15 protein-coding genes and 3 pseudogenes are annotated in these 18,413 nt (G+C 68.2%); 10 read left to right on the forward strand and 8 right to left on the reverse strand.

The genetic code is table 11. From position 1 onward, the window contains the following. Positions 1-35: 35 nt before the first annotated feature. Entirely contained in the window at positions 36-503 is a 468-nt protein-coding gene (locus tag ACQEVJ_RS18905) for a barstar family protein (protein ID WP_433102705.1), read from the forward strand. Between the two features lie 152 nt (positions 504-655). Here ACQEVJ_RS18905 and ACQEVJ_RS18910 read toward each other — a convergent pair. Both ACQEVJ_RS18910 and ACQEVJ_RS18915 read right to left on the reverse strand, forming a co-directional pair. Then, a pseudogene (locus tag ACQEVJ_RS18910) lies at positions 656-745 on the reverse strand (transposase); the annotation flags it as partial. A gap of 255 nt (positions 746-1,000) precedes the next feature. Next, positions 1,001-1,858, reverse strand: a complete 858-nt coding sequence (locus tag ACQEVJ_RS18915) for a tyrosine-type recombinase/integrase (protein WP_433102707.1) — start codon at positions 1,856-1,858, stop codon at positions 1,001-1,003. A 429-nt stretch (positions 1,859-2,287) separates the two neighbouring features. Between ACQEVJ_RS18915 and ACQEVJ_RS18920 the strand changes: the two genes are divergently transcribed. After that, on the forward strand, positions 2,288-3,130 hold the full coding sequence (locus ACQEVJ_RS18920) for an IS5 family transposase (protein WP_433102709.1): 843 nt from the start codon (positions 2,288-2,290) through the stop codon (positions 3,128-3,130). 24 nt (positions 3,131-3,154) lie between these two features. Here the strand turns inward: ACQEVJ_RS18920 and ACQEVJ_RS18925 are convergent, their stop codons facing one another. Next, positions 3,155-3,670: a GNAT family N-acetyltransferase gene (locus tag ACQEVJ_RS18925; RefSeq protein ID WP_076438704.1), complete on the reverse strand. Its 516-nt coding sequence runs from the start codon at positions 3,668-3,670 to the stop codon at positions 3,155-3,157. A 449-nt stretch (positions 3,671-4,119) separates the two neighbouring features. Here ACQEVJ_RS18925 and ssb point away from each other — a divergent pair, with 449 nt between their 5' ends. The 4 genes and pseudogenes from ssb to ACQEVJ_RS18945 form a co-directional block, all read left to right on the forward strand. Next, the gene (gene ssb / locus ACQEVJ_RS18930; RefSeq protein WP_433102711.1) at positions 4,120-4,539 is read left to right on the forward strand and encodes a single-stranded DNA-binding protein; all 420 of its coding nucleotides are present in this window, start codon (positions 4,120-4,122) and stop codon (positions 4,537-4,539) included. Positions 4,540-4,757: 218 nt separating this feature from the next. Beyond that, a complete protein-coding gene (locus tag ACQEVJ_RS18935) occupies positions 4,758-5,426 on the forward strand; it encodes a hypothetical protein (RefSeq protein ID WP_433102713.1) in 669 nt (222 codons plus the stop codon). After that, positions 5,423-5,692 (forward strand): hypothetical protein, encoded by a 270-nt coding sequence (locus ACQEVJ_RS18940; RefSeq protein ID WP_433102715.1) that lies wholly within the window; start codon positions 5,423-5,425, stop codon positions 5,690-5,692. Before ACQEVJ_RS18935 ends, ACQEVJ_RS18940 begins: the two co-directional genes overlap by 4 nt. 60 nt (positions 5,693-5,752) lie before the next feature. Further along, positions 5,753-6,582, forward strand: a pseudogene (locus ACQEVJ_RS18945) (Tn3 family transposase); the annotation flags it as partial. Here ACQEVJ_RS18945 and ACQEVJ_RS18950 read toward each other — a convergent pair. Continuing rightward, on the reverse strand, positions 6,500-7,828 hold the full coding sequence (locus ACQEVJ_RS18950; protein WP_433102717.1) for an MFS transporter: 1,329 nt from the start codon (positions 7,826-7,828) through the stop codon (positions 6,500-6,502). The pseudogene ACQEVJ_RS18945 and the gene ACQEVJ_RS18950 overlap by 83 nt on opposite strands. Positions 7,829-7,843: 15 nt before the next feature. Then, positions 7,844-8,611, reverse strand: a complete 768-nt coding sequence (gene fabG, locus ACQEVJ_RS18955) for a 3-oxoacyl-ACP reductase FabG (protein ID WP_433112839.1) — start codon at positions 8,609-8,611, stop codon at positions 7,844-7,846. Between the two features lie 56 nt (positions 8,612-8,667). On the opposite strand from fabG, the gene ACQEVJ_RS18960 reads away from it, so the two are divergent. Continuing rightward, positions 8,668-9,675, forward strand: coding sequence for an ArsR/SmtB family transcription factor (locus ACQEVJ_RS18960; RefSeq protein WP_433102719.1), 1,008 nt, complete (start codon positions 8,668-8,670; stop codon positions 9,673-9,675). A gap of 271 nt (positions 9,676-9,946) precedes the next feature. On the opposite strand, the gene ACQEVJ_RS18965 is transcribed toward ACQEVJ_RS18960, so the two are convergent. Together ACQEVJ_RS18965 and ACQEVJ_RS18970 are read right to left on the reverse strand one after the other, a co-directional pair. Further along, complete coding sequence (locus ACQEVJ_RS18965) at positions 9,947-10,726, reverse strand: recombinase family protein (protein WP_433102721.1); 780 nt, start codon at positions 10,724-10,726, stop codon at positions 9,947-9,949. A 6-nt stretch (positions 10,727-10,732) separates the two neighbouring features. Continuing rightward, the gene (locus ACQEVJ_RS18970) at positions 10,733-11,929 is read right to left on the reverse strand and encodes an MFS transporter (RefSeq protein ID WP_433112842.1); all 1,197 of its coding nucleotides are present in this window, start codon (positions 11,927-11,929) and stop codon (positions 10,733-10,735) included. A gap of 59 nt (positions 11,930-11,988) precedes the next feature. Between ACQEVJ_RS18970 and ACQEVJ_RS18975 the strand changes: the two genes are divergently transcribed. Further along, positions 11,989-12,306, forward strand: coding sequence for an ArsR/SmtB family transcription factor (locus ACQEVJ_RS18975; RefSeq protein ID WP_433102723.1), 318 nt, complete (start codon positions 11,989-11,991; stop codon positions 12,304-12,306). Between the two features lie 60 nt (positions 12,307-12,366). Here the strand turns inward: ACQEVJ_RS18975 and ACQEVJ_RS18980 are convergent. Beyond that, a pseudogene (locus ACQEVJ_RS18980) lies at positions 12,367-15,005 on the reverse strand (Tn3 family transposase). Between ACQEVJ_RS18980 and ACQEVJ_RS18985 the strand changes: the two are divergent. Next, a complete protein-coding gene (locus ACQEVJ_RS18985; RefSeq protein ID WP_433102725.1) occupies positions 14,911-16,701 on the forward strand; it encodes an AMP-dependent synthetase/ligase in 1,791 nt (596 codons plus the stop codon). The pseudogene ACQEVJ_RS18980 and the gene ACQEVJ_RS18985 overlap by 95 nt on opposite strands. 65 nt (positions 16,702-16,766) lie before the next feature. Next, positions 16,767-17,879 carry an acyltransferase family protein gene (locus ACQEVJ_RS18990; RefSeq protein ID WP_433102727.1) on the forward strand — a complete coding sequence of 371 codons (1,113 nt, stop codon included), beginning with the start codon at positions 16,767-16,769 and terminating at the stop codon, positions 17,877-17,879. Positions 17,880-18,413: the final 534 nt, after the last annotated feature.

An 18,413-nucleotide genomic window follows, 5' to 3' on the forward strand; every position in this document is an offset into this window, starting at 1 on the left:
AAGTCGCGGCCACCCCATCTGCGCCATGGTTGTTCGTGGCTGGATTCAAGCTCGCGGAGATACTTAGGGGGCAAGTCGAAAAAATCGACCTGCGACTCATAGAAATTGACTGTGGTCCAATATCAAGACTGGACGATCTATTCTCTGCATTCTCGGAAGCTCTTGAATTTCCCGACTATTTCGGGCGCAATTGGCCTGCATTTGATGAGGTCATTACCGACCTAGAGTGGCTGCCAGCGAAAGGGTATGTTCTCGTATTGCGGAACGCTGACAGCCTTCTTGCGTCGGAGCCCGAAGAGAGAGGCACGTTTTTTAGGGTATTAACGTCTGCCGCTGAGGAGTGGTCGCATCCAGTGGTGGAGGGCGCGGAGTGGGATCGGCCTGCGATTCCATTTCATATCCTGCTGGAGGTCGACGGGGATGGTCTCGATGTGGTTATTCGAATGCTTGAGGAGTGCAACATCGAGAACTATCAATTAATTCCTGCGGAGGACTACTGCTAGAGAGGCTTACTGGATGAGGTTAGGGGGCGAAAGTCCAGGCCGGTCTTGGCGAAGAAGCAGGCGACAAGGGCGGGGCGGTACTATATCCGTCCAGCCGGTCTTTTGCCCAAGGCGATCAGCTGATCGACGGTACACATGACGAGGTTTGTCGGGCTCTTCTTTATGTGGGCCCACACAGCCTCGACCGGGTTCAGTTCTGGAGCGTAGGCGGTCAGGTAGAACACCGTCAGCCAGGGGCGGGCGGCGATCAGGCGAGACGAACGCGGACAGATCAGCGATGCCTCGTGTCAACTGTCACTCGACGGCCGGGTTACCTCATTCATAGGCCCACGCGCAGCATCGGGTTGTTCTTCCACTTGTCGCGATGGCGGATGTACTGCATCACCACCGGGGACTTTTCCGACCAGCGGCCGTGCTGGCAGATTCCCGACATGGTCGCGCCTGCGTCGGCTGCGTCTGTGGCCCCGCCGGCGCGCAGGCCGTGAGCGGAGTAGCGGTCAGCGTGCGGCAGGTCGGCTGCTCGTGCGGCTTCCTTCACGACCAGGTTGATCGCCTCGGGGGTCATGCGGATGCCGTCGCCGCGGCCGGCTCGGCGTACGGGCATGCCGTCGTCGCCGATCGCGCCTGCGATGCGGCCGTTCTTGTCGATCGCGCGGAATACCGGCCCGCTGGTGATGCCGTGCTCGGCGAGGATTTCCAGCCACGCCGACCCGCACCGGGCAGGTGCCCGGATGGGAGCCGTACGGCAGCGGCACGCTGACGCCGCGCGCGTCGCGATCGGTCTTCGACATCGCGATGAAGACCTCCAGCCCTTCCCGCAGGAAGGCCAGGTCCTCGATGTTCAGGTTGTGCAGCTCGATCCGGCGGGTCATCGCCGCGTACCCGACGGTCAGGATGGCCCGGTTGCGCTGTCCCGTGGGTGTGTCGTCCGGCTGGGCCTCGATCATGGCCCGCAGGATCTCGATGGTGATGGGCAGGGAGCGCCGCGGCCGGAAGCCGGACTTGGCCCGCAGCTTGCGGTAGGTGCGCAGGGCCTCCCGGATCGGCCGGGTGTTCGGCCGTTCGGCGCCCGTGTCGGTGTGGATCGACAGGATCGCCGAGACGGCGCGTTCGACCGTGGCCGGGGCTCGGCCCAGGGTGGTCAGGTAGGCGATGTAGTTGAGGACCGTCGTCGTGGTGGCCGGCAGCGGGGACGCGCCGTTGGCGGAGCACCAGTCGGAGAACCTGGCCCAGTCTCCGGCGTAGGCCCGGTGAGTGTTGTCCGAGCGGGCTTGCTGGAGCAGTTCGGCGGCCTCGTCGCTGAGGATCTCCTCCGCGGCGACGACGTCCAGGCGTCGCGGGACGATATGTCCCACGATGGCAGATTCTGGTTTCCACTTCGCCGCGTATGTCCGATGTACCTCAAGATCCTCGAAGCTGATTTCCGATAAGAAACATTATCGGAATTCAAGGATCATCGAATCAAGGATCAGGGGAGTGCAAGCCTGGCGTGGCCCTGGCTCACCGAGTGCGATTCAGCTGAGCAGGGAGGGGTGACGTCCTCTCAATTCAAGCGTCAGAGCATCGACGAGCAGTTGGGTAGCTTCGATTGTTGATCCCCAAACATGGGCGAGCCAACGTGTGACGCTTAGCGAGGCAAAGGTTCGCTGAAGACATCACGCGATGGCTCTGGGTAGCCTGCCCGGCTCGAGTTGCTGGTGTCTCTGAGAGCGTGTTTGAGAAGGGTTGACAATGGCGTGCGCATCTCGCCGCCGTGACCGCCGTTGTGTCGCGATCATGGTTGGGTGCCCCGCGAACGCCGCTACCCCTCCGATCTGGCCGACGCCCAATGGGCGCTGATCGAGCCGCTTCTCCCTGCCCCGAACGCTGGCGGGCGGCCGGAGAAGCACTCGCGCCGCGACATCGTGGACGCCATCTTGTACGTGGTCCGCACCGGATGCGCCTGGCGGCAGTTGCCCTTCGACTTCCCGCCCTGGCAGACGGTCTACTGGTACTTCGTCCGCTGGGAGAAAGCCAAGGTCACCGAGGAGATCCTCGCGATCCTGCGGCGACGCGTCCGCATGGCCCAGGGGCGGGAGGAGGAGCCGTCGGCGGGGATTATTGACTCCCAGAGCGTCCAGGGCGCCGACACGGTCGGCCGCGAGTCGCGGGGATACGACGCGGGTAAGAAGATCAACGGGCGCAAGCGGTTCATCGTCACCGACACCCTCGGCCTGCTGCTGGTCGTGTGCGTGATGGCCGCCTCGGTCCAAGACCGCGACGGAGCCAAGACCACCCTGCTGAGCGCGTACCTGGTCACCCCGATCCGGTTGGTGTTCGCCGACGCCGGCTTCGCTGGAGCCCTGGTCGAGTGGAGTCAGCGGATCCTGCGCACCACGCTGCACATCGTGCGCAAGGCCCCTGGTCAGGTCGGGTTCGCCGTAATCGCCCGCCGCTGGGTCGTGGAACGCTCGCTGGCCTGGCTGACCAGCCACCGCCGTCTGGCCCGCGACTACGAACGCCACCCCGCTACCTCGGAGGCCATGATCCGATGGGCGGCGATCTCTGGAATGGCCCGGCGTCTCACTCGTGGGCACGCCGCCACACGTCAGCAGGCACGGGCGCTCATCGGTCGACCTGAGCAGTGAGTCCGGGCAGGGCCATGCGCGGCGTCAAACGCCGCGATCGTGCCCTGCGCGTGAACTCGGCTCCAGGTGCCGTTCGTACCGAAGCCCTGGGCGGCCGTCCAACACCGTCTCGCCGACGGGGACGAACCCCGTGCGGGCGAGTACGGCTCGCGAACCGGCGTTGTCCAATGTCGTCGCCGCCCGCAGGGTGGTCAGGCCGTACTCGGTCGCGGACAGGGCGCAGACCTGATGAACCGCGCGTGTGGCCAGGCCACGTCCGGCGGCAGACTCCGCGATCCGGTACCCCAGCTCGGCCGAGCCGTCCGCCACATCGATCAGGTTTACGCGCCCCACCACCCTGCCGCGATCGTCCACGAGCACATGGAAGTAGCACACCCCGGCCGCCTGTTCTGCGAGCAGGGCGGCGAGCCGATCATCGAATCGGGCGAAATAGTCGTCGCCACGGTCGGGAACCGACGCAGCGAAATAGGCCCGGTTCTCCTTCTCGAACACGAGCAGAGCAGGAACGTGGTCGAGGCGGAGACACTGGAGCTCGGGCATCCGACAAGGATATATCCCGCTCGGCGGCCCGGGTGGGGAGCGCAGGACGCCACAAACCCTTCATCACGACGTAAGACCCGCCGCGCGCTCGGTGGCGGAAACGCATCGGATCGGAGGGGTAGCGGCGTTCGCAGGGCACCCAACCATGATCGCGACACCACGGCGGCCACGGCGGCGAGATGCACACGCCGTTGTCAGCCCTTCTCAAACACGCTCTGAAAGCCGCGCCGACGATGTCTCCGCCAGGCGCTGCAAGCGGGCCGTTGCGCTGCGTGGTGCGCTGCTGAATGCGCTGGTCCGGTGGCGGCACCCGATAACCGTGAACCGCGCCGGGTTTCGTGGAAGCCCTGATTTTATAGCGTCCGCCAGGCGGTCGGGTCGCGCCGCCGATCCGGAGGCGCCGGCCCCCGCGCCCATGCATCCAAATCCCCGAGAACGGAGGACATCCGATGGCCAACGAGACGACCATCACCGTCGTCGGCAACCTCGTCGACGACCCCGAATTCCGCTTCACCGCAGCCGGCCACGCCGTCGTACGCTTCCGCGTCGCCTCCACCCCCCCGCTACCAGGACCGCCAGACGGGGGAGTGGAAAGACGGCACCAGCCTGTTCCTCACCTGCACCGCCTGGCGAGAACTCGCGAGCACACCACCGAATCCCTCCAGCGCGGCACGCGCGTCATCGTCCAGGGCCGTCTGCGCCAGCGCATCTACGAAACCGAACCCGGCGACAAGCGCACCGTCTACGAACTCGAAGTTGACGAGATCGGCCCCTCCCTCCGCTTCGCCACAGCGACGGTCACCAAGATCAAGTCCGCGCAGACAGCCGACGTACCGCCGCAGCAGCCCTGGCCGGCAGCCGCTGCCTGAGGTCGCCGCCCACTGCGGCGCGTCTCGCAACTATCAGCAGGCCGAGGCGACGTTCTGCCGGCGCGTGCTGCTGGCCTGGCTCGGCGACGCACAGCAGGCCCGGGCCGAGCTCATCGACCTGGCCGACCCGGGCGCCCTGGTCGAGGATCTCGCCGGGTGGGCGCGGCGGCGACGCCACCAGTCTGCCCATCGAGAGTGCGGTCGATCGGGTCGCCCTGGTGATGAATCCGGCCGAGCTGCTCGACCAGCTCGTCGCCAACCCGACCATGGTTGCTGCCCGGCGGCGCGCCCTCCAGGTCACCCTCGCCCGCCGCGAGGTCGAGGTGTTCGGCGAGCTCACCAAAATCAACCCCGCTGACCGTACGGCGGCCACGAACCTTGGCTGGCCTATGCCCGGGAACGCCTGGCCGCCTTACCGCTGGCACCGACACAGGGACGAGGACTTCATGACCGAGCAGCACACGCGGGACACTGTCCGCGTGATCCGTGGCGAGGGCGATTTCGGCAGTTGGCTGGCTTCCGTGCTCGCCACCGCCACCGCCGATAAAGACGGGGGTGACCCGATCGGGCCGCGCCTACGCGGGTGGGAGGCGCAGCACGTCGAGTGCCTGACCGAGGGCGGGCAGGTCATCGCCGATGCGATGCCAGCCGTGGACGTCGTACACGGGGCCGTCAGCGCAGACATCGCTGTTGGTCTGAGCTCGCTGGACGCGATGGCAGATGAGTACGCCGCAAGCTGCCCTCGGATACCTGGTGGGTCACCTATGAGAAGACCCAGCGACGCGGCCGCCAGGTTCGCTCAGGCCGCTACCGAACTACTCACCGCCGCCCCAGCCGCCGCGCAGGGGCATCGCGAGTTCACGGCAAAATGGGGGGCCAACCGGTGAACAGCGTGTTCCCCGACCTCGCCGCCGCCCTGGCAGAGCTGATCGAGACCTACCCGACCGCCTCGGCCTACCCACTCACGCTGACCGACCCGCAGAGCGGCCGCGCCCGGACGATCCTGTTGCAGCCCGGACATGCCGCGTGGCTGACCACGCTTGTACAAGCCGAGCTGACCACGTGCCGCGAAGCCCAAGGCGGAACGGGCGAGTGCGGGCACTGCGGCGCCCTGCCTGCCGAGGATGACGACGTCGCCGACCGGCGTGGGTGACCCACGATGACCGCGCAGCCGCCGCCCGATGCGCTGCCGTTCCTCGGCAATGAACCCTGGGTCGGCGGGGTGGTCGTGCCAGGCACGCTGCGCGACTCGCTGTTCATCCTGGACGCTATCCACGCCCGCGACGGCGGCCCGAAGCCGGAGACAGTCATCACCGACACCGCGTCGTACTCCGACATCGTCTTCGGCCTGTTCGCCATCTGCGGCTACCAGTTCTCCCCCAGGATCGCCGACATCTCCGACGCCAGGCTGTGGCGGACGAACACCGCAGCCGACTACGGCCCGCTCCAGCCCGCCTCGAACCACACCATCCGTCTGGACCGCATCCGCGCCCACTGGGGCGACATGCTCCGCGTGGCCGGCTCCCTGACCCTGGGCGAGGTCCGTGGCCATGACCTGATCCGCATGCTCTCCCGCGACGGCAAGCCGACCGGGCTGGGCGACGCGTTCGCCCATTACGGGCGGATCTTCAAAACCCTGCACCTGCTCCAGTTCGTCTCCGACGAGGGATACCGGCGGATGATCGGCGCCCAGCTCAACGTCACCGAGGCCCGCACCGCCTCGCCCGGAAAATCTTCTTCGGCCAGCGCGGCGAACTGCGCCAGCACTACCGCGAGAGCATGGAGGACCAGCTCGGCGCCCTCGGCCTGGCCCTCAACGCTGTAGTGCTGTTCAACAGCCTCTACATCGACGCCGCCGTCAAGCAGCTCGCCGCCGACGGCTTCCCCGTCACCGACGAGCTGCTCGCCCGGCTCTCCCCGCTTCAGTACGACCACATAAACTTCCTCGGCCGCTATGCCTTCACCCGGCCCGCGGCGCCTGGCCTGCGCCCGTTGCGTGACCCCCACGCCCACGACGAGTCAGACGACGGCGAGGCCGAGTAACGGAGGCGTCGCACGGTGCCTGATCACTTCCACCAGCACCAGGGTGGTGGCCGAGGCCATCCGCACTCGCCGCACGGTTCCTGGCCGGGCTTTCCTCGAACTTGTACAGCGCCAGTAGGTGGCGGGCCAGGGCGAGTGCGGCAAGCAGCGCGACGAGCACGCACACGCCCCACCAGCCAGCCTGGCTCCAGACGCGTATCCCGAGCCAGGAACCTGCGCTGCCGCCCAGGTAGGCGCAGGTCATGTAGGCGGTGTTGAGCCTGCTGCGGGCGTCGACGCGCAGGGCGTAGACACGGACTTGATTGGCGACCATGCCGGACTGCATCGCGGTGTCGAGGAGCAGCGTGCCGAGTGTCAGGGAGGTCAGACCCAGCGTGCCGCCCTGGGCACCAAGGGTGAGGATCGCGGCCGAGACGAGGACGCCAAGCATGCAGACCAGGTTCACTGGATCGGGGCCGTAGCGGTCCACCAGGCGGCCGGCGAGCGGGGTGCAGACCATGGTCGCCGCGCCGACCAGGGCGATCATTCCTACTGCCTGGGCACCCAGCCCGTAGGCCGGACCGGCGAGCAGGAGCGCCAGGCAGGTCCAGACTGCGGAGAACCCGGCGAAGACGGTTGCCTGGTAGAAGCACGAGCGGCGCAGGTCTGGCTCGGTGCGCAGCAGGCGCAGCGGCTCGGCCAGGAGCGCTGTGTACGGCTGGCGGGAGGACGGGGTTGTGGTCGGCACCGCGAACGCCAAGACGGTGGCAAGGATCAGGGCCAGGACCGCGGCGACCAGGTAGGGGGCCCGCCAGCCCAGCCACTCACCGAGCGTGCCGCTGAAGGTCCGGGCCAGCAGCATGCCGCCGGTCGAACCGCTCAGCAGGGTGCCGATCACCGCTCCTTGGCGGTCGGCGGCCACGAGACCAGCCGCCAGGGGGCCGACGATCTGCGCGCCCACGGTGGTCAGGCCGACAAGCGTGCTGGCGGCAATGAGGGCCGGCAGAGCCGGTGCGCAACCCGCTGCGAGTAGTGCCAGACCGGTCAGGGCGAGGAGGACGACGAGGAACGAGCGGTGCGGGAGCCGGTCGCCAAGCGGCACCAGCAAGACCATCCCGGCCGTGTAGCCGGTCTGTGTGGCGGTCACCACCGCAGCGGCCGAATTGGGCGACACGTGCAGCCCGGCGGCGACCAGTGGACCGATGGTCTGCGGAAAGTAGATGTTGCCCACCGCCACGGCGCATGTGACAGCCAGGATCAAGACCATCCGGCGGCTCATCCTTCAGTCCACCGGCCCGCCCGCGACGTAGATGACCTGGCCGGAGACGAACCCCGCCCCGGGGCTTACGAGGAAGGAGGCGGTATGTGCGATGTCGTCAGGAAGGCCCACCCGGCCGACCGGGATGGACTGCTCCGCCCTGTGCCGGAACTCCTCGAAGCTCAGGCCGAGCCGCCGAGCCGAGGCCCTGGTCATGTCGCTCACGACGAATCCCGGCGCGATGGCGTTCGCGGTCACGCCATGCTGTCCGAGCTGGAGAGCGAGGGATTTGGTGAATCCGATCAAACCCGCCTTCGCGCTGGCGTAGTCGACGCGGCCGGCGTCACCGACCGCGGAGATGCTCGACATGTTGACGATGCGTCCCCATCCGGCCGTCACCATGTACGGGCAGACGGCCCGGGCGGCGAAGAAAGGGCCGCTGAGGTTGATCCCCAAGACCGTGTCCCACTGCTGCGTGGTCATGTCCACAAGGTCAGCACGGGGTCCGATGCCGGCGTTGTTGACCAGCACCGTCGGCGGCCCGAACGCGGCGGCGATCCGGGCGACGGCCGCAGTGACCGCGGCCTCGTCGGCGACATCAGCGGCGACGGCCAGCGCTGCCCCGCCGACACTTGTGATGGCCTCCACGGTATCGGCGCAGTCCGCCTCGTCCAGATCGATCACGCCGACCGCAAAGCCGTCGCCCGCCAGGCGCCTGGCAACAGCAGCGCCGATACCGCGGGCAGCACCGGTGACAACCGCCGTCCGCTGCACATGAGTTGTGGGTGTCATGGGAGGAAGTCCACGGCATCGACGTTGCGTCGCCAATCGATGTAGCGTATGACTTAATGATCAGCTTTGTGCTCGGCGTCGAGGACCTCGCAGACACCCGCTTCGCCCTCTCACCCCTGCACGAAACCCTGTTCAGCCTGCGGGTGCTCCAGGACCCCGGCCTTTCGGCGCTGCATCTGCCCTGGCGCAGGTCCGTACTCGGCAGGCTCGGCACGCTCGACACCGGTCTACTGATGTCCCTGGTCGCCCAGCGGCGTACCCTCCCCGACTTCCTGACCCCGAATCCCGCGAGCTTCGCACCGGCCTTCGAAGAAGAACTCTCCGTTGTCCGCCAGGCGTCCTGCGCTCGGGTCCGCCACGACCTGCTGCTCGCGCACGCGCCCGACCCTGTTCCCGAAGCGCTCTGCGACGCCACCGCCGCCGAAGACGCACCTGTCGCCAGACTCCGTGACGCCATCTGCGATCTCCTGCGGGAGTACTGGGCGGTGGCCATCGAGCCGGTGTGGCCGCAGATGCGGCTGGTGCTGGAAGCCGACATGACCTACCGCGCCCGCCAGCTCGCCCTGGGGGGCGCCCGACTGCTGTTCGCTGACATGCACCCGAACCTGCGCTGGCAAGGCGGAGAGCTGTACATACACAAGATGATCAGCAGGCACCGGGTGGCGGCATCTGGCCGGGGTCTGCTGCTCCTGCCGTCCGTGTTCGCACACAAGCCCGCGCCCCCGGTCAGTCCGGACGAGCCGCCGAGCCTCGTCTATCCCAGCCGGGGAGTAGCCACGCTGTGGGGCTCGGAGATGCCGACCGTCGACTCAACCGCCCTGGTATCTCTGCTCGGCGCATCCCGAGCCAGACTGCTCAGGCTCCTGGAAGCGCCGCTGCCCACCGTAGAGCTCGCCCGCCGTCTCCGGGTCACCCCAAGCGCTGTCTCCCAACACCTGCGTGTCCTGCACTCCACAGGACTGGTCACACGGACACGTGACGGACGGCATGTGTTGTACCGGAGAAGCGCACTCGGCGACCGACTCACGACCACCGCTAGCAGACCGCGAACTCACGACAGCTGAGGTTCAGCAGTCCGCCTCCGCCCAACCCCGCCTGGCCGGGCGACTGCCCACTCCACCAAGCCGCTGACTGGTTCCCCACCCGTCCGCCGAGTCGCCCTGTCGGCAAACGATCGAATGACGACAGGAGTGACAGGCGTCCAATGAGGGGTCCCGGTAGCAATCGCCGAAAATCCAACGGATAGCGGTCTGAGCTGCGGCGATGTTTATCCCTTGGGTGAGATGCGGGCAGCGCAGACCGTCTTTCCGCCCTGGCCGGGCTGAACGGGCCCGGTCAGTCGTTCGGCGGGATCGCGGCGGTTTTCTCGTCGTGTTCGCGGAGCATGCGCAGGACGGTGGCGGGTGAGGGGTGCTGGCCTTTCTTCTTGCCTTTGGTGATGACGAGCCGGGTGGCGATGTCGCGCAGGCTCAGCTGTTGGTCGCGCAGGTGGAGGGCCATGCTGAGCATGGCGTCGTCGGTGACGGTGGCGCCGCCGATGGTCTTGCCGCGGGTGCGGGCGGATTCGTGGCCTTCCAGGGTGCGGTCGCGGATGTACTCGCGTTCCATCCCCGAGAGCGCCGCGAGCACGGTGAATACGATCCCGGACGGGTCGTGGGAGCCCTGGAGTTCGCCGGTGAGAAACTCCAGGCCGATGTCACCGGCCTTCAGCTGTTCGGCCAGCGCCGCCAGTTCGATGCCGCGGCCGAGCCGTTTGTGTTCGTGGACGACGAGGGTGACCGCGACGCCGGAGGCGCGCAGCTCGCGGGCCAGGCCGACGGCCCGATCGAGTTCGGGGCGGCTGGTAGCGCGGGTGGAGATCTTCTCGGAGAAGACCCGGGTGACGCCCGCAGCCTTGAGCGAGTCGAGCTGAGCGTCCAGGGACTGGCGGACGGTCGAGGCGCGGGCGTACCCGATCCGTACGTGCCCGGCCGGCTCAGTCCCCGCCGCCGCGGGCCGGGGCGACTCGGCCCATGCCGAGCCCGGCTTGCGCAGCGCCGGTGTCGGGACGTTGAGGGTCTTGGCCAAGTGGGGCACGAGCCGGAACCGGGCGGTGTGGTACTGGGGCAACGCCACCGCTGGTCAGGGCGACGTCATTGCGGCAGCCGCGCTGGTTGCCGCGCGGCGCTCGGTCGCTGTCAGCCAGGTAATGCCGAGCACGATGGCGGCGACGATGGCGGCGGCCGGGGCGAGCCAGAGAGCTCCTGCGGTCGAGAGCACCACGCCGCCAAGGACCGCTCCAACGGCCGTACCTACGTAGTTCATCGATCCGTTCAAGCTGAGCGCGACGGCAGCGAGGTCGCCGCCTGCGACGAATACCCGGTTCTGCTGTGGGATGAACAGGAAGGACCCGACGAGGCCGAGGGTGAACAGTGCGACGAGGGTCGGTAGGAACCAATGCTGAACAGCGCTCAAGGCGGAGGTTGCGCAGATCGTGATCGCTAGCGCGGCTGTGAGGGTCGCGAGGGAGCCGAACCGGTCGGCGAACCGTCCGACAAGGCGATTGCCGGTGAAGAAACCGGCGCCGAAGACGAGTAGCGCGACCAGAATGGCACTGTCGGCCGACGTGCTCACACCGACGACAGCCGCGGCGTAGGCCGTCACCAGGTAGAGCGGCGCGAGCACCAGTGCACTGACGACGAGCAGGATGAGAATGCGTGGGTTGACGAGCACCGAAACCCTGCTCCGTAGCGAAGTCGCAGGCAGCGTAACGGAGGGCAGGGCGGCACCGGCGAGCACCGCGGCGACGGCTGCGAGCGCGGCGATCGTCCACATCGCCCCCCGCCAGCCCAACCACTGACCGACCAGCAGCCCGAAGGGCACGCCGAGGACCGAGGCGAGACTGGAACCCGCGCCGATCACCGCGAACGACCGGGCTCTGCGCTCGGGACGGGACAGCACACCGGCCACGGCAAAGGCATTGGCCTGGAACGCCGCCGCGCCGAGCGCCGCGACGACGCGTCCGATCAGCACCATCGCGTAGGAAGGGCCTGCGGCCTGCAGAACCATGCCCGCCAGGAATGCGACCATGCCCGCGCCGATGACGATGCGCCGATCAAGCTGACCGGTCACCGTCGCGATGATCGGCGAGCCGACCGCGTAAGCAACGGCGAACGCGGTGGTCAGCTGACCTGCGGTGGCGACGCTCACCGACAGGTCTGTGGCGATGTGGGGCAGCAGCCCCGGCAGCACGAAACCGTCGACACCGAGCACGAACGTGCCGACGGCCAGGACGACAAGGCGCCAGATACCCAATCCATTCGATGCTTGTCGAATCATCACATGATGACCCTAGGGTACGATTCGATGAGCGTCAAAGAATTGAGAGGAGACGGCGGATGCCGCGCACGCTGCCCGAGCCCTCGGTCGACTCCTTCGACCTCACCGTCATCCTCAGCGCGCTCGCCGACCCCGGCAGGCGGGCGCTGATGACCGCGCTGTATCGCAGCCCGGAGCCCATCGACTGTGCCGTCGTCGTCGAAAAGGCGGACCTCGGTCTGAGTAACCCGACCATCTCCCACCACTACCGCGTCCTCCGTGAGGCTGGCCTGGTCAGGTCGGTCGCCGAGGGGCGCAAGCGGATCATCAGCGTGCGCCACGAAGACATGGAGACGCGTTTCCCCGGCCTGCTGCAGGCAGTACTCGGGGACCAGTGATCGCAACCAGCGTCAAGGGCCCTCAGGGATGGGGAGCGAACAAGCTCTCTTCGTGACGCTTCAGGGGCCGAGCGTGAAAGTGGTGCCGGACTCGTTGACGGTGGTGGGGCGCAGGGGCCGCCACCCTTCGATGAGCTTGGCGAGTTCGGCTTCGACATCGGCGGTGATGAAGCCGAAGAAGTTGATGTTCTCGCGGTGGCCGGGGGCGATGAACGACAGCAGCTCGTCGGGGACCTCGCGGCCCTGAGCGCGCAGCTCACCGATCGCGATGCCGTAGTACTCGGTGGTCCAGGTGATGACGGCGTTGGTGAGCAGGGTCAGGCACCACGCCTGCTCGGTCTGGTCGCTCAGGTGGGGACGGACGATAGTGCCTTGCTGGGCGTAGTGCAGGTCGCGGCGCAGCGCGTGCAGGGACTCGCCCTTGTTGAGCTGCCGGGAGATCTTCCGGCGGTAGATCGGGTCGGACAGGTAGCGGGCGGCGTGGATGGTGCGGCGCATCCGCCCCACTCTTTGAGCGCCGCGGCCATGGTGTTCTGCCTCGATGCGGCTGACCACTTCCCGACGATCAGCGAGGCGGTCGCTTCCCCGAACTTCAACGACCCGGCCATGCGCAGCAGGTCCGGCCAGCAGGCGGCGACCAGGTCCTCATTCCACCGGTCGGCCAGCAGCGGCCCGGCGTGTGGGTAGCGGGCGGTGGTCGCCGCCGGGGAGCCGTCTCGCACCAGGGTGATCTTGCCCAGGTCGCGGATCCGCGGGGTGAGGGCCTTGCCGACCAGGTCGAACAGCCCGAAGTTCACCAAGGTGGCGCCGTGGGTGTCGGTGGAGTGCTCGCGGATCGGCAGGTCGGTGGCGTTACCCAGCAGCTCGTCCAGCGTGTAGTGGCACTCGCGGTGGGTCGGGACCATCTGCTTCGTCCCGTACGTCGACCACTGGTCGGACACGTGGGTATAGGTGGACAGGACCCGCCCGCCGTGCACGATCATGTCACGGCCGGTCAGGGACTTGCCGCGGACCGGGAACCGCTGCCCGTCCGAGGAGGACATGGTGCCGCCGCCGAACTTGCGGGCCAGCTCCAGGTCGTAGTGGTGGTTGACCAGGACGGTGTTGGCCTCCCGCAGCGTCTCCTCCCGCACGTACCACTCCTGCGTCCAGGCCAGGGTGTCGTACGGCACGCACGCCTCGGACATGCGCGCCAAGCCCAGGTTGGTGGCCCCAGCGATCAACACCGCGAGGATGTTGCGCTTAAGCTCGGTCGACTGGGTCGACTTACGGCCGCCGGCATGGGTGAAACACGCCAGGAAGTTCGTGCGAGCGTCCAGCTCGATCAACAACGAGGCGATCGGCACGAACGGCAGCATGTGCTCCGAGAGCACCTCCATCACCCGGCCGTCCCGCGATATCGCGACATCTTCCTCGGTCACGCGCTCCGCGAACGCCCGGTCGGACACCTCGAACACCGCCCCGAGCCGGTTGCTGTTGGTCTCGTCGGGGCAAAAGAGCCGGAACCGGTCTGGGTTGCGTTTGTAGGTGTCGCGCATGAGCTCGCCGAGCTTACGGGTCGACTCGAGCCGGTCCCGGCCCGGCGCCTTCACCGGCACCGCGTAGTCGCGGAAGCTGGGCAGGTCCAGGTCGACGGTGAGCAGGCCCCCGTTGGCGTGCGGGTTGCCACTCATCCGCAGCTCTCCCTCGGGGTTGATCGACAACGCCAGCGCCTCGGGCGCGCCGTGGTCGTCGAAGAGATCCTCGGGCCGGTAGGAGCGCATCCAGTCCTCAAGGATCCGCAGGTGCTCCTTGTTGCCCTTTATTCCGGCCAGCGGCACCTGGTGAGAGCGCCATGTGCCCGACACCTGCACCCCGTCCGGTCCGGTCCAGCCCTTCGGCGTCCGCAGCACGATCATCGGCCACCGGGGCCGGGTGCCGTTCCAGTCGCCGTTGCGGGTCACCACCTGGATCGCCTTGATCGACGCCCACGCCCGCGTCAGCGCGTCGGCGAACCGGTGGTGCATGCCGGGCAGGTCGTCACCCTCGACCTCGATCACGTCATACCCGTGCCCGGTCAGCAGGGACCGGACCTCGTCCCGGTCCTTGCGGGCCAGCAGGGTCGGCCCGGCGATCTTCGCGCCGTTCAAGTGGAGAACCGGCAGCACCGCGCCGTCGCGCACCGGGTTCAGGAAGGAGATCCCGTTCCACGACCCCTCCAGCGGACCGGTCTCCGCCTCCCCGTCGCCGACCATCGCCAGTGCGATGAGATCCGGGTTGTCCATCACCGCGCCGAACGCGTGCAGCAGCACGTAGCCGAGCTCGCCGCCCTCATGGATCGAGCCCGGAGTCGGCACCGACGCGTGGCTGGGAATCCCACCGGGTGTGGAGAACTGACGGAACAGCCGCAGCAGCCCCTCCTCGTCCTTCGCGATGTGCGGGTAGATCTCGGTGTAGGTGCCCTCCAGGTAGCTGGCCCCGACCAGCGTCGGGCCGCGTACGGCCTCCCACGTTTGTGCCTGCTTACCTGGGAAAACAACACAATTGGCTGCCTCTCGCCGCAGTACACGCGGCGCCCGGTGCCGCAGTCCGCCTGGCTGGCCTTTCCTCACAGGGAGATGGACGATGCGTGTCCATGCGGCCCCGTCCCCGGTGACCGTTGCCCCAGACGCCCAGCTCGCCGACGTCGTGTTCGCCGACGACCGGGTGAACGGCGACATGGTCCTGTTCCAGCGCCTGTCGGCCGGCAGTTGGCGTCCGGTGTCGGCCAGGCAGTTCGCGGCCGACGTTCGCAGCCTGGCGGCCGGCTTCCTCGCCGCCGGGATCCAGTCGGGCGATCGGGTCGCCCTGCTGGCCGCCACCAGCTACGAGTGGACGGTGGTGGACTATGCCCTGTGGACGGTGGGAGCGCTGCCGGTCCCGATCTATGAGACCTCCTCGGCAGAGCAGGTCCGCTGGGTGCTGGAGGACGCCGGCCCGGTCGCCGCGGTGGTCGAGCGCGAGACGCATCGCCGCTTGGTCGAGGACGTGGCCGCGGGCCTGTCCGGGCCGCTGCGGGTGTGGCAGATCGACGGCGGCGGGCTGGACCGTCTCCGCGAGGACGGGCGAGACGTGGACGACGCTCAGCTGCGTGAGCGCCGCCGGGCGGTGTCAGCCGACGACCTGGCGACGATCATCTACACCTCGGGCACCACCGGCCGCCCGAAGGGCTGCATGCTGAGCCACGGCAACCTGCTGTACGAGGCTCGCATCGCGATCGACAGCCTGGAGCGGATCTTCGGCCAGGACGCCTCGACCCTGCTGTTCCTCCCGCTGACGCACGTATTCGCGCGGGTGATCCAGGTGGCCTGCGTGGAGCGGGGCATCCCCCTGGCGCACAGCGCCGACCCGGCCAGGCTGACCGAGGACCTGACCGCCCTGCGACCGTCGTTCCTGCTGGCGGTGCCCAGGGTATTCGAGCGGCTCTACAACGGTGCTCAGCAGCGGGCCCAGGCCGAGGGCAAGGGGAGGATCTTCGCCTGGGCCGATCGGACCGCCGTAGCCTACAGCCAGGCGCTGGACGATGGGCGGCCCGGCCGGCGGTTGCGCCTGGCACATCGCCTGTCCGACCGGCTGGTGTACCGGCGGCTGCGGGCCGCGCTCGGCGGCCGGGTCGGCTACGCGATCTCCGGCGGAGCGCCGCTGGGCGTACGGCTGGGCCACTTCTTCCGGGGAATCGGCATCACCGTGCTGGAAGGCTACGGGCTGACCGAGACCAGTGCCGCCGCGACCGTGAACCTGCCCCACGCGATGAAGATCGGCACGGTGGGGCCGCCCCTGCCCGGGGTCGAGATCCGGATCGCCGGCGACGGCGAAATCCTGATCAAGGGCCCGATCCTGTTCCAGGGCTACTGGCGCAACGAGCAGGCGACCAGGGAGAGCCGGACCGCCGACGGCTGGCTGCGCACCGGCGACGTCGGCGCCCTGGACGAGGACGGGTTCCTGACGATCTCGGGCCGCAAGAAGGAGATCATCGTCACCGCCGGCGGTAAGAACCTCGCCCCCGAGCCGCTCGAGGACCGCCTGCGCACCCACCCGCTCATCAGCCAGGCGGTTGTCGTCGGCGACCGGCGGCCGTACACCGCCGCGCTGATCACCCTGGACGCCGAGGCGCTGGCGTCATGGAAGCGGGCCGTCGGCAGGCCCGAGCAGGCCGGCCCGGCCGAGCTTCGCGACGATCCGGATCTGCTGGCCAGGCTGCAGACGGCCGTGGACGAGGCCAACACGGCGGTGAGCCGGGCTGAGTCGATCCGCAGGTTCCGCATCCTTCCGGTCGACCTGACCGAACAGAACGGCTATCTGACCCCGACCCTGAAGGTCAAGCGTGCCTTGGTCCACAAGGACTTCGCGGCCGACATCGAGGAGCTGTACCGCTGAGCCCGAGGCGCCAAGACCGGCAGACCCGCCGCGTCGCGGGCGAGCGGTCGACGCTGGACCGGCTGGTGGCGGCCACGCCGACGTCCCGCGACCGGGTGGTCGACGCCGCCCGCGCGCTGTGCATCGTGGTGGTCACCCTGTGGCACTGGACATTGTCGGTCACCCACCGCACTGCCGACGGCAGCCTCACCATGCCCAACCCCATCCATGCCGTGCCCGGTGGCTGGCTGGCCACCTGGGTGCTGCAGATCATGCCGGTGTTCTTCCTGGTCGGCGGGTACGCCAACCTGGTCGGCTGGCAACGGGCCCAGACGCGCGGGACGACCGCCGGCCAGTTCGTCCAAGACCGGCTGCGCCGGCTGCTTTGGCCGACTGCCGTCTGGGCCCTGGTCTGGCTCGCCGGCGAGCTGATCGCGGCCGCCCTGCCCGGCCCGCACCGATGGATGTGGGAGTGGTTCCCCGGCTACCTGACGCCGCTGTGGTTCCTGGGCGTGTACGGCCTGCTGATCGCCGCAGTGCCGATCACCGCGAGCCTGCACGCCCGCTACGGAGCCAGGGTCCTGGTAGCGCTCGTGCTGCTGATCACCCTCGGCAGCGTGGCGCACCGCGGCGCCGGCCTGGCCTGGGCGGGCTGGGTGACCGCCGCCCTGGTGTGGCTGTTCTGCCATCAACTCGGCTACGCCTGGCGCAGCTGGGAGCTGGGGCGGCGGCCGCTGGCGCAGCGGCTGGCGATTGCCGGGGCCGGACTGGCCGGGCTGGTCGGGCTGACAGTGGGAGCGGGCTACCCCCTCTCGATGGTGGGCACCGTCGGCGCCGAATCCAACATCTTCCCGACCAACGCCGCCATCGCCGCCCTGGCCGTCTTTCAACTCGGGCTGCTGGTCCTGGTCACGCCGGCCGCCGAGCGCCTGCTACGCCGGCCGGCTGCCTGGAAGCCGGTGGTGGCACTCAACGTGGGCGCGTTGACCATCTTTCTCTGGCACATGACCGCGTACCTGGTGGTGCTCTGGGCCTATGAAGGGCTAGGTGGCACCCTGCTGGCGCAGCCAACCGCCAGCTGGTGGGCGCAGCGCTGGCTGTGGCTCGTGGCCCCGTCGGTCGTGCTGGCCGTGCTGGCCGTCCTGTTCGTCCGAGTCGAGCTGGCCGCCCGCCGACCCCAGGTAGGGGCAGGTCGCTGAGAGCGTGTTTGGCTTTCCCGGGCTTTGACCTGCGGAGTCAGGCCCCCGAGGCTAGATGAGGAAGAAGATCATCCCGTACATATCCCGCAGACCTATCGATCGGCTTCCTGGTGTCTGGTCCGCTCTCGTAGCCGACGTAGCCGGCGTTCGTACTGGCCCGCATACGACCTCTGGGCCTTGTCGACAGCGCGGATCAAGGGATCCGAAGAGTGTTCATAGAGCTCCACCTCGAACGCGTCACTGTCGTAGTCGATGAGCTGACCCAGCGTTTCACGGTCCTGTTCGACAGAGCCACGCCTGCGAACGCCTTCTCGCCAACTTTCGGCGCTCGCCTGGGCCTCGTCCACGTCCTTACCGTAGCTGTGAGCAGGCACGATCTGAAGATGGAGTGAGTATTGGGCTATCAGCGTGGGAATCGTAGGGATCACGGCCTGTACTGGCGCTGACCTGGGCGTGGAGTCGGTCATGAGTGACCGTGGTTGCCCCCTCGTTACCCTCCTTAATGGCACGCTAATGGCACGACGGAGGGCGGCT

Origin of the sequence: Microbispora sp. CA-102843 (genome assembly GCF_050936215.1) — a bacterium.
Taxonomy (GTDB): domain Bacteria; phylum Actinomycetota; class Actinomycetes; order Streptosporangiales; family Streptosporangiaceae; genus Microbispora.